A 16,835-nucleotide genomic window follows, 5' to 3' on the forward strand; every position below is an offset into this window, starting at 1 on the left:
TAAACGTTTGAGTGCTAACAGTAGTGCGCTTGCTCGTTAGCGGAGGCTTGTTACAGATATAGCATCTGGGCAATTTAGTATTGGGCTTGGCAACGAGCTATTTTAAAACACAGAAGTGTCAGGGGAGGCGTTCCGCAGGCATTCGAGTAACCCACAGGTTTGTAACTTAAATCTCTAAAATATTGGTCTGCGCTTATACATACTTCGATATTTCTAATTGATAGCTAGAATCAAAAGTCTCATTCCGTGGTTCGTCAGGTTAAAACGGTTCCATGTTACTTAAAAATCTCTTACCAATTAATTGAAGCACTGTCTGCTTGAGTAAAGTAGGCAATATGCTTTTAAATACATCAATGTACGAAATCCTAGCAAAACCAAAACCAAAACCAAAACCAAAACCAAAACCAAAACCAAAACCAAAACCAAAACCAAAACCAAAACCAAAATTTCGCACGCTTGCGTAAAGGTTAAAACAATCGAATCAAAATAGTCATTATCACAAACGAAAAAGCTTAATCACAACAAAGGTCATGATTAAGCTTTATATCGTCGCTACTTGCCGCTTTACCTAGGTAGCTTTTGCAGAAGACTCTGGGTATTAAGTATTGCTATTAAAATGCATAATTTAAGCTTACTTCGTATATACGACCAGTGTAATCTAACCGTGCTATCGCTTTTTCGTCATCACCAAAGTACTCGTAGGTTTGCTCATTGGTTAGGTTATAGGCTTTAAAGTGAAGTCTTAAGTCTTTGTTTACTTTATAGCTCGATGCTAGATCTAATCGACCGCTTGCTTTAACCGTACGATCCTCGGTGCCGTAATAGGAACCGCCTGGATATTGAATATCAAATTTGTCACGCCAGTTGTATGCTAAACGAATGCTAATGCCATCATTTTCCCAATATCCAATCAGGTTATACGAACTAGGTGATACTTTATAAAGTTTACTATCCCCTTCCAGTGTCGCGTCTTGGTCAATGTATGTGTAGTTAAATACACCGCCAAAACCATTCCAAGGGTAAGGTAAGAAGTCTAGTTTTTGTTGGACTGCAAATTCAGCACCGGTTAATTTAATTTCGTTATCCGCATTGAAAGTCCGGTTTACTGTCACTGTACGATTTATTTCTTCACCTGTATCAGGATTAATAAATGCAGTAGATTGGATGCAGTTTCCGGGTAATTCTGAATCTTCACCAACAAATTCTCCATACACTTCATCTAGGAAGGGGTATTCACCTAAGCTAGGGCAATCCTTGGAGGTATCAAACAACCCAGTAATGTTTTTTCTAAACAAGCCTATAGAAATAGCGCTACCTTCACGATTGTACCATTCAAATGATAAATCATAGTTATCAGCCGTATAGGGTTTAACTTCCGCTTTAGGTAACGTAATGTTAATAGATGAATTGTTTTCACTTACACTAAGCGCCGGGTTTTGATTTCTTAAGTTAGGTCTAACTAATGATTGATAATATGACGCTCGAAAAACAAAGTCTTCATGCAAATTAAATGCTAAATTTATAGTTGGTAAAGTATTGCTGTAATCTGTACTGAAAGTGAACTCACTAGGCACACTGACGCCATCTACTTGAGTTACAGAACGTCCATCAAAATCATTTGCAGTTCTTTCGTATCGTAGTCCAGCGTTACCACTGTACATAATGTCGCCAATTTCACCTTCAAAGCTCGCCATAACGTACGCAGCAGTAATCCCTTGTTCAGTGGCAAAATTATTTGTATAAAATTGTGGTAGTTGAGTACCAGAGTTTAAGCGGTCATAAAAACCACTTGGATCTGCAAACGCAAGGGCTACTGGGTTATCCTCTGTTACCTGGGTTAAATCAGCCATACCGTCTTGTAATTGACTGGTCACATAAGGCGTATCTAGTGTTAACCAACCATTAGACACATCAAAAGTTCCAGGCAGTTTCCCATCAAAAAATGAGGTCTGTTGCTCAGTTAAGAGATTATCACTGAAGAACATTGCATTTATATTTGCTACATTGACGCCAGGAGCCCCAATTTTTTGATCACGATTTTGCAAATCTTCGATACTATGACGGACACCAAATTTAATGGAGTTAACATTTATCACATCACCAAATTCGAACTCGGTATAACGTTCTGCATTAAACTCAGCGGCTTTCATGGTGCGCGTTGGGTTATCAACACGACCATCAATATAATGACCAATTCGAACACCACCATTTGAGGGATCCATCGAAGTAACACTTGCTCCGGAAGTCGAAGGTGCAGACCAATTTAAGTTATCATAATTAAAGTTTTCCCAACCCGTTGCAGCCACTGCCATTTGGCTCATTGCGCCTTGACCAGTATTTAAAGTACCATCTATGCCAGTACCAACTGAATTAATGGTTACTCTAGAATCAGCACCTGCTGCTAAATGGTTAACCGAAGCGTTGTGATGTTCTATATGACGGAAATCTAAGCCGATGTTCATAAACTCGTTCTCAGCTTCAGAATAACTAACAACACTATCAAAAACCCAATCATCTTTTACATAATCGCCATACAACATTAAGCCCTTAGAAGTTTCTAAGAAAGTTGTTTTTCGGTTAGTAACTAGCCACGAGCCGTCGGTAAAGTTGGATTGACTAACCACGTAAATAGGGTTGCCATCTTCGTCATGCTTGTAGATGAACGGGGCGGTTTCCATGTCAGGCTCAAAGCCTGCGTGGCGCTGATGTCTGTCGCTTCTGGTTGGGTTTAATCCAGCGGTAAACGCGGTATCTTCTTTGGTGCCTTCACCTAAGTCACGTTTTGTATACAATAAATGAGCGCCTAATTTTAAATCGTCAGTGGCTCTCCACTCAATGTTACCTGTAAATGAATTACGATCACCTTCACTGTATTCACTTACATTACGCCCACTTGCTACACCTAGAACGTTTGCATCGGCCGCTAAACCATATTTCTCTTTATATGCAGCGATGCTTTCAGAAACAACTCGTCCGTCATTTGTAGTTTCTTCAAACGAAGAATATTGACTAAATTGGATTAAATCACGGCGAAAGGTTTGATCTGAACCTGCAAACTTAAAGGCGACTGCTAACTCATCCTTGATTAAGTGCTTAGACGCCGAAAACTTGATTGATTTATCCCAATTACCGGTAAGTTCTTCATAACGCCCCCCTAAGCTAACATTGTACTTGCCGTCTTTTTTCGATAATGCTTGTTGTAATTGTTTATCAACAATACCTGCCATACCACCGGCCTGCATATCAGCTGTGGGAGATTTAACAAGGGTTACTCCGTCAAATACACCAGCTTCAAACGCTGCGAATGGGTTGGTACCGCCTGTTGGTCCTGCACTTCTACTTGGTGTTGCAAAACTTTGTCCAAATGCCGTTGTTTTCACGAAACCACCAGATAAGCCCCGCAAACTAATTTCTGAAGTACGACCCTCATTTGAACGGTCTAATTGTACACCAGGCAAAGCTTGAAGTGCCTCACCAAAATCCAGTGCGGGCAAGGCGTCAATATCGGTAGCAGAAATTGCGTCTACAATCGACGGAGCTTCACGCTTAACATTGAGTGCGTTTTCCAAAGAAGAGCGTACACCCGACACTTCAATCACCTCTAAATTTTCTTCTTGCCCACTTTTGTTTAAAGCGTCATTAACTTGCTGGGCAATAACTGTAGGTGAACTAACTGCCATCAATAGGGCAGTAGAACTAGCTAATATGATTTGATTTTTAAAACGTCGTGCATTGGTTTGTGTGTTGATGTGTCGCATGTATTTTTCCTCAACATCGGAATTAGTATTAGTTAATGGCCGTTAGTACCGAGAATTCGAATTAAAACGTAAATTAATTGTTAATTAGAATAACAGAATAAAAAATACGAATAAAGCACTTTAAGTCATTTTAAATCTTATTATTTCTGGTGTTTTATGGTGTGCTCGCCTAATTTATTGAAATATAATGATAAAAAAAGTTATAAATAAATCAAATTTTATTAATATCTTTCATTTTTGTTGTTTTTTTAGCCTTAAAAAACCCCGAAATTTGGTGTAAATAAGGTTAATTATGTTAATTGTGATTGAAAATGTTTGATTGGGAATGATTGGTATTTGTCGGCTCTTATCAAAAATAAGAGACGACAAAAACGCTAGTTTTGATGTATGACAACATTCAGTTGATTAAGGTGTAAATGACAACTGTTACAAATTTTTTATTAAACGAACTGGACCTAACAAGCCTGAAGTTTGCAGGATTTTCGATTTGTCTTTTGCAAAAAAATTATAACCTGTGAATGTTACGCGCTCGCTTTTTGGTGGTGGCTGATTATTGTTAAGCCACGAAACAGTATCCCCTGTCATGCTATATCCACTAGTATCAGTCAATACTTCATCACCTATTAAGCGATTTACCCATGTATTGGTAATTGCGATTTCTATTTGGTTAGTACCTTCTTGGACAGCGGTGCTAATGTCCAAGGCAAAAGGGGGTTTCCACAAAGTCGCTAATTTTTGGCCGTTTATGCTTACTTCAGCGATTTGTTGTACATCACCTAAATCAAGATAAAGTGGTTTATTGGGATTTATATCTCCAATTGATAGGTTAAAGGTTTTGGAGTATGTCGCAGTGCCAGAGTAGTGTTTGATACCTGTGTCGCTGTGCGATGTCCAATCGATGAGCCTATTCAACGTGACGACTTTTGGACCACCCCAATTCGGATCAAACTCAAGTTGCCATGGCCCCGTGAGCTCGGTTCCTTCATATTGATAAACATCTGTCACTAATTGTGAATGCTGTCCGGTGTATTTGGGTTTGCTGTTATCACGACGAATAAGAATAAAGCGCCCGGCATAGGGTTCTAGCGCTAATTCGGTGATTAAACGTTTATTGTCACGACGATAATTATCAATTTTCTCAACACTGCCATCATCGATGTTCCATATTTCGGGGTGGCCATCACCGTCTCGAAGGTTAACAATAAGGTGTTGAAACTCAGGCTGATCATTGTAAAAATAATATAGGTCGTTGTCACCAATTCTGCGCTTAGCGAAGAACTTGACTGCTTTGCCATTTATCTTGATATCAGGCTGGTAACCCAAGTGCGCAATGCTGTCGTCTAATGACCAACTGCTCACTTGTCCCCGTTTGTATCTGCGAATAGTCGGCTTTCCATCTCCCCAAAGTTGAGTTGCTATCTGTTCAAACTCAGCTTGTTGTGACCACTCGCTAAAACCAATTACATGTTTTGGTTTGTCTCCAATAACTGTCGCGCCCGCAGCGACTAGTTCTTGCACACGCTTTAAGGTGTTAAAATGTAAGTAGTCTGTGCGGTGCAATTGTAATGCACGGTAACGCGTGCCTTCTGGTAACACCAACCAGCCATCTTTAACACTTACGCGGTTCAACAAAACGTCGGTGTTGGTGTAATCATAGCCAAAACCGTCAGGCACACCTGTGTTATTGGCATTGCCTACACGAAGCGGGGCAACATCACCAAGGTGAATTAAAAAATCGGCGTCAGGTACACCTTGTTGCAATAAATAAGAGCCTCGGGCTAAGTAGTTAAACCATGCTACACCACCGTTATTCCACCACGTTTGGGTGCGGTCGATGTGAGAGCCAATGCTATCCATGGTCATGCCGGGTTTAATATAATTGTTAGGTTGATGGGCAAAGCGGTGGAACATGGTTTCGTTAATACCTCGAGCCCACATTTTGTCGCCATAGTGTTTGTAAAAGTAAGGGTGGCCGTACCAATTAATCGTGTTAATCGACGTAAATGACTCAGCAGAAATTATTTTTTTCCCATAGATATGACCAGACGATATTGCTGCCGACACGCGCCCATTATATTCAGTATCTCGAACCCAAAACTCACCCATTAAGCGGTCGGCTTTTCCACCAGAGGCTAATTCATCAAAAGGGCCCCAGCCGTAGGGCTCAATATAAGATTCTAGGCCATACTGTTTGCTGAGTTCCGCAAATTCCCCAAAGTAGTTTTCAACCATTAGGTCCGATTGATGTTGGCGAAATTCTTGTAATATAGCTCCTGTATGCTCAGGTGATTCAATGACTCGGCCGGTCAATGTCGGCAGCCAATTGATAAAATCGTAACCGAATTTTTCTTTGAACGATTGGTCAATGCCTTGGGTCCAGTTTTGCCCGCCTACTTCATAACTGTCAATTTCGGTGGTTTTAAGTGATTGAATACCTTTGGCTCGTACTTTCTTAACTAATTTTCCGACGTATTGATCGAAGTGAAACTGCAAAGCTTTTGGATCAAATTTATCAACTTCTAACCCTTCTCCTTCAACCGTTGCTGGAACATTGAATGCCCCCGTACTGGTATATCCAAAACGCAATACCCGCCAATTACCTTTGGGTAACTGAATCCCCGTTTTTGGCATTTCGCCTCGGTTCAAGACTAAAACATCTTCGGCTTTAGTAATGGCATCAGTACTTACCTTAGGCGTCAGACTAAGCCGACCGCGTTCCATAGAATTCATTGATAACCAGTGATCGAAGCGTGGAACCGACCACAAATCAAAGCGTTTTAGAATAATAGGTTTAGCAAACACAAAACGGAAATATTTCGCGGTGTATCCATCTTGTTTATCGTTCACTAATTGCGGACTAAATGCCCACATCCTTGCGCCTGTTCTGGGTCGTCTTAGTTTTTCAATAACGGTAGTAAAATTAATTCCGTCATCTGATATTTGTAAGGCTCCCTCGCCATGACGCGTGGGCGTCTCAATTTGCATGCTTCGCAAGGTGGTGGGTTCTTGTACTTCAACTTGCACCCAATATTCGTCAGCGGCATTTGGTGTAAACTTAAGCTCAGTATCCCAATCATTGTCAGCTAAAACACTGGCATCTTGCGTAGAATCCGAAGATGTAAACTTGGCATTAACAAAAGCGTTATGTTGATTGTATTTATTTTCAGGCAAAGCAATCACTGCCACATCATGGTATAAACCTTCGGCATAGCCAGGCTGTGGTGGCAATATGGTCTGCTCATCTTGAGTTATTTGCACGGCTTGTTCAGACCAAGTGATGCGTTTCATCGACATTTCAGGTGTAACCCAAGGACCACCACTTGATGTCCATCCGTCTGCATTATGAATACCGAATTCAATGTCGTTTTTATCTGCCTGAGCCGCTGCATGTACTAAGGTATCGTAAAATTCCTCACTGCCAAAGCGCACTGGGCCTTTAGAAGAGTAGGGCCAGTTACGTCTATGTACATGAAAAAAAATTGCGCCGCCAATACCGGCATCTTGCATGGCTTTAAAATCTTCAGTAAAACCCGGTTTACTCAAGTTGCCATTCATGGCGTGCATCCAAGTTTTGGGCAAATAATTTTTTGCTGGGTTTTGGAATTCTTTTAGCGTTAGGTTATCTGACTGCGTATTATTCGCATAACTAGCTTGGTGTAAAAGCATTAGCGAGATGGTCGCAACAAATGTCTTTTTTAATGTTTTTTGAATCAACATTTTTTTTTCCTAGCGTATTTAAAATAAAATGAGCTTGTTTAAGATTTAACCATTTTTAATGGTATCGATTAATTACTAGCATTAATTGACCAGGTACCCGCTGCTAGCTTAAATTTAAGATATTTATTATCTTCTCCAAGCCACGCCACTCCGGATAATTGGCCATTTGCTTTGCCATTGCTAAATACCGGTTCATTATTAATATGCACTGAATTAATAGTAAAATATTGTTTCGGAATACCCACAACGGCGTTGGTATTGTCTGGTGATGTTAACGAGATCTTGATGTCTGATTGGGTTCGCTCAATTTCTGCGTCTATTGTTCCTTGAACGCTAGGTACAATTTGCTTCAGCCGCGTCATATGCGCCATGTTCGGTAAAAATTGATAAGTTTCCCAAGCAACTGAAGTGGGAGATATTCCCGCAACGTATTTGCTTAAAACTGTACTAGGTGCATTCCAGGCATGGTTATCACTTCCGCCCGTGGGTAAGTACTCAGACAATGTCGAGCGTGTTGGGTTGTCAACTTGTTTGCTATATCGGCTTTTCATTCGCGAAAGCGCATCTTTATAACGGCCCGCTTCAGCCATGGCGTTGTATACCATCCACTCAAAATGAGGACTGGCAAAATGATTGTTAACTAAAACATTTTCTACAACTTGCTCATATTGTTCAGGGTTCACTAAACCCACTAAAATCGCTAAGGCGTTTGCTCGATCATCTTTAAATTTAGCTGCGTCACTACTAATGAATCCATCCTGCCAATAGTTATCTTGGTAGGCTTGTTTAAGTGCTAATATTCGACTGTTGTAAAAGCTCATATGACTTCTATCACCCAGTGCTTTGGCCATCTTTCGGGCCGATGTTAAGGCACTGTAATAAAGCGCATTCTGAATCGCTTCATAATCAATTGTGTCTTGAGGCCCCCAATCAGTCCAACGCCAATCGCCATTTCTAAACTCAACTAGGCCGTTCTCTTTGATTTGCCATAAAGTTAAATATTTATGCACAAATGGATAAGCATAAGCCAAGGTTTCTTTGTCGCCAGTATTAAAATAGTAGTGCCAAATACCTTGCTCAATAAACTGTAGACTTTGCGCTGGTAACTCTCTAAAACGACCCGGTCCCAAACCAGCAAAAATACCGGAATCGGGATCACTAAATGCTAAGGTGACTTTAATGGCTTTTTTCATTAAGTCGCGACCCGGTTTATCCATAGAATAAAACAAATAACTTGCTTGGTCGGCAACATCACCTATCCATAATCCGCGCTCTCTGTCTGGTGTGTCCATAAAGTTGTCACGGGCACAAATATATAAAGTGTTTTCAGCCATTTGCCAAATTCGCTGAAACCAAGGATCACTTGCTTCGAAGGTACCGGGCGTATTGCCAATACCGGTCCAGCGGTACTTCAAACCATGTACTTTTACGCCTTTCGGTATGGTAAATTCGATCACACTGCCATTGGTCCATGAAAAAGATTCAAATTGTTGACGACCTGCTTTGGTAGTGTAGAAAGTTTCTATAGTGTTTAAGCGCATGTTTGATTTAATGTGGATATCCAGCCCAGCTTCACTTTCAATATCAAAATAAGGGGTAAAATTTTTATTAAAATCAAGTGTGCATTCAATCTTTTCGCCGTCAGCAATAAATGGAAATTTTGTAGTGGGGTAATTTGTGCAATTTGCCAATCCAAAATTGTTTAGAATAGGAATTTCACTCGCAAATAAATCATAAAAAGGAGCCCGAGGAATACTAAGAGCACGTTTTGGATGTTGCCATTGAGAGTCGTCAAAGTTGGGTAAATACCAGGCCCTATTACTCCAATCGTGCAGGTCGTTTCTGGCATCATATTTAATATTCCAAGCGGCAACTCGGTATGGTTTACGTTTATCTACGTGTTGTATATAAGCGGGATGACGTTTCACTTTCCATGTTGTATCAGTTGCGATAAGTGTGTTACCCGCTTGAGCTTGAAAGAAAAAGCCGCCATTACCAGAGGATAAATTAGTTCCTTTGTCACCGTTAGAACCGTAATACCAGACTAGCGCAGCAATTGTGTTATTTCCTGCCTTTAAGTATTTAGAAATATCCACAGTGTCGTAATAACGATTGCTGGCGACAGGAATTTTATCTATTCGGGGGCCGGCTTTTACCGGTGAGGGTCCACCCGTATAACTACCTTCAAACACGACCATTTCACCGTTAATCCATAGCCAATATTTAGTATCCGCGCTGATATAAGCCAGTGTCGGTGTACTTTCTAAATTATCTAATAACACTTGGTGGCGAAATGCCATCCATGAGTTAGGGATCATGGCATCTTTACCCCAGATCCAAGCTCCTTCCCATTTTTTTGGGGATGCGTGACTTGTGCAAGTGGTTAAGATAGTAAAAATAAGAATAACAAGCCAAAGAATTTTTGATGTTTGATACATAAACTTACCTAGTTCTAATTATTAGAAAATGAACGAGACTGAATAGCTACCTTGAATGTTTTTGTTTTCATTCTTTGCGCCGACCCAAAGCTACAGTTCCACAGTTTTAAGCGGAGTTAAGGTCACAGGTCCTAACAAACCTGAACTAACCAAAGGATCACCTTTGTTGACGAACTTATAGGTAGTGAAGGTCATCCGGTGGCCCTTTTTCCCAGACATAGGTAGAGGTTCATTGTTTGTATACCACGTGGGCATAACGCTTTCGGGTTTTCCATTGGATTGCCAAAATTCAGATGTGTCGGGATAGTTTTCATCGGTGATCATACGGTTTGTCCATGAACTTGCGACCTCAATGCGAATATCATTTTTACCTGGGATTAAGTAGCTAGTTACATCCAAGCTAAAGGGGGCTATCCAAACAATGCCTGCTTCAACACCATTAATAAACACTTGGGCGCTATCATCTACTTGGCCTAAATCTAAAATGACTTTTTGTTTGTTTACTAACATATCCTTTGATAAATCAAATGATTGTTCATATATACTAATTCCTGAATAGGCTTGGATTTCGGGATCTGAATGATCTTTAAAATGCGTAAGCCGATCAAAAGTGACTGTTTTTTCTAAACCATATTGTTTGAGAAATGTAACCTTCCAACTACCGTTTAAAGTTTGGGCTTTAGGCAAGGTATCAAATGAAACGCTTTGCTCTTGACCATTAACCAATAAGTTGAAGGTTTTATTGGTTTTACTGGAAACAGTTAGTTCCATGCGGTCGGTGTAGCTCACTTCAATGTCGTGTTCTCGAAGCAATTCAGGATCTATCGATTTCACACCTTTAGCTGATTGTTGAAATACAACAAAGGTCGACTCGTTTGGATCTAATCGAAACGTTAGCCGTGTTCCTGTATTATTTTCTTTAAAACTTGCTAGTTTTTTACTTTGACCTGTTCTTGCATCCCATAATTCAGGAATTTTGCCGCTTACTGCAAAGGTCGCGTCAAACAACTTTCGTTGGTCAGAATCGTTGTAAAGGAAGTAAATATCTTGTGAGCTCGTTTTTCGATGGGCGTAATATAAGTTGTCTAGGCCCTCCACTTGCAGATCATAGTTAAAACGGTGCTTTTTATATAAATCTTTCCACTCAGCTTCGTTTTTTACACTTAGGTGCGTATTTGGCTGTGACCAAATATATTCAACCATTTCGGAAAATTGTTGTTGTTGCTCTGGTGTGATGTTTCTACCTGCCAGTTGCTTGATTGGGGTACCAATAATCACACCACCTTGGGTGGCGAATTGATGAATTTTTTTAACCGAATCAAAATATAAAGTGGCGTTATTATTAAGTTTTAATACTTTGTATTTCACACCATGTGCTAATTGGTATCGACCGTTCTCAAAGTATAAATCTTGTAATTTTTCACGATTCAGACAATCGTAATTAATGTTAGTCGGAATATTTTTACCGTTATGTCGACGGTCCGGGCAAGTAGTAGGTGCTGCGTCACCCACGTACCATAAAACATCAGAAACTGGCTGGCCTTGGCGCAACATAAGTTGGCCACGGCTAAGATAAGTCATCCAATCTTTCCCCGCAGTTGCAAACCAAGGTTGTGTGGCATCGATATGAGCTCCCCATCGTTCCATGGTTATTCCAGGAACAACGTGAGTATTCGCTTGATGGACAAACCGGTGAAAAACAAACTGATTAATTCCTAAAGCCCAACTGAAATCACCGTCATATTTGGCATAGGCTGGATTAAAACGCCAATTGTGTTCAGGCAATGCAGTAAAAGCTTCAGCACTGATCACGTTTTTATCGTAAATATGCCCTGCTGAGGTGCTAGATTGAATCATGTAGATGTTTCGTTTTAGCCAAAACTCACCCATAGGAATATCCGCCTTACTACCTGCATCAAGGTCGTTAAACGGACCTATACCGTATGGTTCAATATAGGTTTTAATGCCATCAGCATTAGCAAGCTCGGTAAAGTATTGATAATAGTTTTTGGTAATGAGTTGATTATTTAAATCACGAATATCCCACAACACTGACTCTGTGGTGGCTGGAGTGTCAATAAATTTTCCAGCAAACAAAGGCAAAAACGGTACTAATTCATAATCGTATTGCTGCTTAAATTTTTCCTCGTAACCCTGTGTCCAGTTTTGACCACCCACTTCGTAACTGTCTATTTCTAAACTATGCATAACGCCCGGCGCAACTTGGTTCACTTTATTAATTACGTTGGTCACGTAGGCATCGTAATGCGCTTTGAAAGCTGTACGACTGTATTTATCTACTTCTAAACCTCTACCTTCAGGGGTGGGAGGAATATTTGTCGTTCCTTTAGCAGTATAACCAAAGCGCATAATCGTCCAATTGCCAGGAGGCAGGGAAGTTGTCAGATTTCCCGTTTCTGATAATTTATCACTTAGGTTAATAATTGTGCTTGGGTCGGTAATGTCTTGTTTACTGGGGGGAATATTTTCAGGCAACTGATTGTAATCAGTTCTCGTTGCTGACATGCGTCCCAGGTAGTTTCCGACTCTAGGAATACTCGATAAACTCGCTTCATAAATATTGAGCGTTTTGTTCGCCACAATTCTAAAATGTTTGGCAGTTATACCTTCAAATGCGCCGTCAAGTGCCCATCGTATCCGGCCTGGGCGGTTTACTTTTAAATCCACATGTTTTTGGAAGTTTTTGCCGTCGTTAGAATATTGCAATTCGTACTTAATGTGTTTACCAAAATTGATATCCATACTGGCAAACCGAATGGTGACAGGTTTGTCATAAGAAAATTGCAACCAAACAGCTTGACCATTATGAGATTTAATTGATGACATGTTCATTACTTCGATATTCGAAACAACACTAACGTCAAAGTCTGGATCGGAAGCACTTATTTTCGGCTCTAATTGCGCATCGATTAATTCGCTTTCGAGGGAGGGATAGGCTAGCACGGCAATATCTTGATAATAATCTAACATTGTCATTGGTTGAGGTATGTGCAAATTAATCTTGCCACCATTATTTGCATGGCTTTGGACAACTGTTTCATTCCAAGTGACTTGTTTCATTGAATGTTCTGGAGTAACCCAAGGGCCACCACTTGAAGACCAACCATCACAGTTGTGTAAACCAAAACTTAATCCTAAACGTTTCGATTCAGCTGCCATATGACCAATTAACTCGATATGTTGTTCTGAATTAAATAAGACCTTACCTTTAGGCATATTTAACCCAATATTAAATAGTATTGTTCCCCCTATGCCAGCGTCAGCCATGGCTTCCAAGTCTTTGGTGATACCTTCTTTAGACATATTGGCGTTCATCACGTGATACCATGTCAATGGTTTAGTTTCGTGTGGGGGAGTTTGAAAATTATGCTGTAAAGCGTCAGGATTAAGGCTAGTAAAAATTTCCGCAGCGTTTTTATGTTCAATACTACTTTCACTAGTAGAGTTGTTATTGATAGTCGCTTGGGGCGAAGCAACATCCTCATCAGTGCAACTTAGCAAAAAGCTAAAAGTGAATATAACAACTGAGTATTTTAATTTGCTTCTAAATTTCATTAATAGGGTCCATTTGTTTTAAAAACTAGTGCTAGTTAACAAGTGAATTACACACTAAGAAGATGTTTTATTTAATTTAGGTAATGATGGTGTCAGCCAAGTTAATCCGTTTTGCTATTTTGGCTATGTCAGACGCGGCTTTTAGTTGGTCTTTATCTTTAGGAAAAAACTCCGCACCGATATAGCCTTTGTATCCCAAGTCGCGGAGTTTGGTGAACACTCGGTCATAAGCGACTTCTCCTGTGCCTGGTTGGTTGCGGCCGGGTGAATCAGCGAACTGAACATAGCCTATTTGCTCAAAGCCACTTTCTAAGTGTGTAATTAAGTTGCCATTGCTGCGTTGCATATGAAAAAAGTCCCAATTCAATTTGATGCTTGGCGAATTGATTTCACGACAAATACTTAGTGCGGGTTCGTTTCCGTAAAGGAAATCTCCTTTATGATTAAAGGGATTGTATGGCTCAATCGTTGCCATCATATTTTCCGCTTCTAAGCGAGGAACGGCGAGTTTTAGAACACGGGTGTAGTTGGCAACCATTTGTTTTATCGATAAGCCTTCAACTAGCTTGTGTCCCGTTAAATTGAAATTGGCGACTTTAAGTGTTTTGCCTGCAGCTATCGCCATTTCTAACCACTGTAGAAATTTTTCTTCGTTTTTCGGGTCTGCCATTGCCGGCGCATTGGGTGAATAAGTCGTTATGCGTATGCCTTGTTCTTGTGCACGTTGGGCAATAGATTCTGGGGTTTTTCCTCGCTTTTCTTGATACGGATTCCATATTTCTACCGCTGAAAAACCTAAGGCTTTTGCCGCATTAATACGATCTAAAAACGGCATTGGCCTGAACCACTGTTCAATATTACAAGAGAAAGAACGTAGCCAGCGTTGTCGTTCTGGCAAAGGCATGATATCTGTTTGTGATTTTTCAATTATGCTTGGATTGGTATTTGAACATGCCGATAGCCCGCTAGCGGCTATGGCGGCTGCTGTTGAGCGAGCAATAAATTGACGTCTATCCATTATAGTTTTCCAGTGCGCATTAATTTTGCAGCATAGTCTGCCGCGCGAGCCGTAATCGCCATATAAGTAAGAGAGGGGTTTTGTGTGGCACAAGACGACATACAAGCGCCATCGGTTACGAACAAGTTTTCTACATCATGGCTTTGCGCCCACTTATTTAAAACTGATGTAGCAGGATTACTACCCATACATGCTCCACCCATTTCATGGGTTCGTTTACCGAGCGTAAAGTGTTTTTCCAAATCAGCTTGACTAATTTTTATATTGCTGCAGCCGGCTACTTTTAACATCTCTTCGATATCAGCTGCGGCTTGCTTAATCATCTTACGTTCGTTTTCGCCAATTTTGGCATCAATGTGTAATTGGGGAATACCCCATTGATCTGTTTTTGTGGGATGTAAGCTGGCCTTGTTGTCAAAATAAGGCAAAGTTTCACCGTACATTAAGGCCTTAAATTGCCATGGTTTAGCTTGTTTGGCGGCATTCTTAGCTTGTGCACCTATGCCCACAGATTTTGCTGTTGTACCAGAATTAGGGCGTGATCCTGCGGTGGCCTGAAAACCGTAGCCTCGGATAAAATCGACATCTTCAGTCTTTTCGTGGCGATAATTAGGAACATAGGTCGCGATGGGACGGCGTCCATAACTATATTTGTCTTCAAGCCCTAAAACGTCGGCTTTTGCAAATACACCCATAAAGTGGTCCATAATGTAGTGACCTACAGCGCCACTTGAGTTCGCTATGCCATTAGGAAATGTTTTTGATTTAGAGTTAAGCATTATTTGCACTGAAGCCAACGCTGATGCACACAAAAACACAACGCGAGCTTTGTAACTGCGTTGCTTTTTAGTTTTCGCATCGATGACTGTGATACCTGACGCTTTGCCTGTTTGTTCATCGTAATCAACAGTAGAAGCAATGGCATCTGTCACTACGGTTAAATTTCCCGTCTTCTTAGCACTTGGCAAGGTGGCTGACAGCGAACTAAAATAGGCGCCGAAAGTACACCCTCTCTGGCAATAGGAACGTGCTTGGCATTTTCCGCGTCCCAACCCCGTTTGCAATGCACTGGGTTCTGTCAGGTTGGCTGAACGTCCAATTATCAAATGACGGTCGCTATAGTGTTCCGCCCATTTTTTCGCTATATGTTTTTCGGCACTACTCATTTCCCAGGGTGTTTGAAACACACCATCAGGTAAAACATCTAGGCCATCTTTGTTAGCAGACACCCCAATATAAGATTCTACATAGTCATACCAAGGGGCTAAATCTTCGTAACCAATCGGCCAAGCTACGCCATGACCATCTTTGGCGTTAGCTGCAAAATCTTTTGCTCCCCAACGCAAAACTTGTCGGCCCCACGTTATTGAGCGACCGCCCAACTGGTAGCCGCGAGTCCACATAAATGGGCGTTCTTTAGGGTGGGAGTAAGGAAACTCTTTGTCATCAACAAAAAATTGAATGCTGTCTGATTTAAGTACCCCTTTTTTCGCTCTCAGTTGTGAGTAACGACCTTGCTCTGTAAGTTCTTCTGGTGCCAATCCCATGTTATCTAGTTGCCACGGGGCTTTCATATCATTGTACTCTGAACTAGGGTGATCTAAATGTCGGCCACGTTCAATTACTAAGGTTTTATACCCTTTTTCACAGAACTCTTTTGCGGCCCAGCCACCAGTGATCCCCGAACCGACAACGATGACATCATATTCATCATTAGTCTTTGTTTGGTTATATTGATTCATAAATAACCTCTTTTTTGAATTGCAGTTAACTCATTTTTCGTGATGTCTCCCCGATATCCACCGGGGATTAATACAAAATCAGGATTAGTGAGTTCTGAGGTGTAATACACGTGAAAAATCATTTCTTTTAATTTTCGGTAACTTTTCGACAACGCCGTGTTTTGCTTGTCAAAAGCGGTTTTGTCTAATTCCACTATTAACTTTTGTCGGATAGATAAGGCTAGGTGACTATAGGTTTGTTGATACGTAGCTTGAGCAATACTGTCGAGTTGACTGATAATGTAGCGGTATTGTTGTTTGGTTTTTTCGCCCGCCCATGTGACCATCAAGCCATCAAGCACCGAACTTACATTGACATCGGTGGCCCCGGGGGTATCTGTTTTCGGTATCATAATCTCAGCAATGTCAGTTAAAATAGTCAGTTCTTTAGCATTAAAAAATTGGCCATTGTCTACAATCTTGTGAATTTGGTTCTTGCTGCTGAAAATACTCGCCAATAGCGGCGCTGATACTATATAAGCGGTCGCCCCGATAAATACTCTTCGGCTTATTTTTATTTCATGCATAGTACTTCTCCAGAATAGTC

At 40.8% G+C, this 16,835-nt stretch carries 7 protein-coding genes; all 7 read right to left on the reverse strand.

The features are described 5' to 3' along the window. Positions 1 to 611 precede the first annotated feature (611 nt). The gene (locus tag Q4574_RS08330) at positions 612 to 3,758 is read right to left on the reverse strand and encodes a TonB-dependent receptor (RefSeq protein WP_303473471.1); all 3,147 of its coding nucleotides are present in this window, start codon (positions 3,756 to 3,758) and stop codon (positions 612 to 614) included. 426 nt (positions 3,759 to 4,184) lie between these two features. Then, positions 4,185 to 7,475, reverse strand: a complete 3,291-nt coding sequence (locus tag Q4574_RS08335) for a glycosyl hydrolase (protein ID WP_303473473.1) — start codon at positions 7,473 to 7,475, stop codon at positions 4,185 to 4,187. A 68-nt stretch (positions 7,476 to 7,543) separates the two neighbouring features. After that, complete coding sequence (locus tag Q4574_RS08340; RefSeq protein ID WP_303473475.1) at positions 7,544 to 9,913, reverse strand: alpha-L-rhamnosidase N-terminal domain-containing protein; 2,370 nt, start codon at positions 9,911 to 9,913, stop codon at positions 7,544 to 7,546. A 90-nt stretch (positions 9,914 to 10,003) separates the two neighbouring features. Continuing rightward, positions 10,004 to 13,489: a glycosyl hydrolase gene (locus Q4574_RS08345; RefSeq protein ID WP_303473477.1), complete on the reverse strand. Its 3,486-nt coding sequence runs from the start codon at positions 13,487 to 13,489 to the stop codon at positions 10,004 to 10,006. 76 nt (positions 13,490 to 13,565) lie between these two features. Next, complete coding sequence (locus tag Q4574_RS08350; protein WP_303473479.1) at positions 13,566 to 14,507, reverse strand: TIM barrel protein; 942 nt, start codon at positions 14,505 to 14,507, stop codon at positions 13,566 to 13,568. Then, positions 14,507 to 16,249 carry a GMC oxidoreductase gene (locus Q4574_RS08355; protein ID WP_303473481.1) on the reverse strand — a complete coding sequence of 581 codons (1,743 nt, stop codon included), beginning with the start codon at positions 16,247 to 16,249 and terminating at the stop codon, positions 14,507 to 14,509. The genes Q4574_RS08350 and Q4574_RS08355 overlap by 1 nt, the downstream gene beginning before the upstream one ends. Further along, the gene (locus Q4574_RS08360) at positions 16,246 to 16,815 is read right to left on the reverse strand and encodes a gluconate 2-dehydrogenase subunit 3 family protein (RefSeq protein WP_303473484.1); all 570 of its coding nucleotides are present in this window, start codon (positions 16,813 to 16,815) and stop codon (positions 16,246 to 16,248) included. The genes Q4574_RS08355 and Q4574_RS08360 overlap by 4 nt, the downstream gene beginning before the upstream one ends. Positions 16,816 to 16,835 lie beyond the last annotated feature (20 nt).

Origin of the sequence: Aliiglaciecola sp. 3_MG-2023, assembly GCF_030548205.1 — a bacterium.
In the GTDB taxonomy this organism is placed as follows: Bacteria; Pseudomonadota; Gammaproteobacteria; order Enterobacterales; family Alteromonadaceae; genus Aliiglaciecola.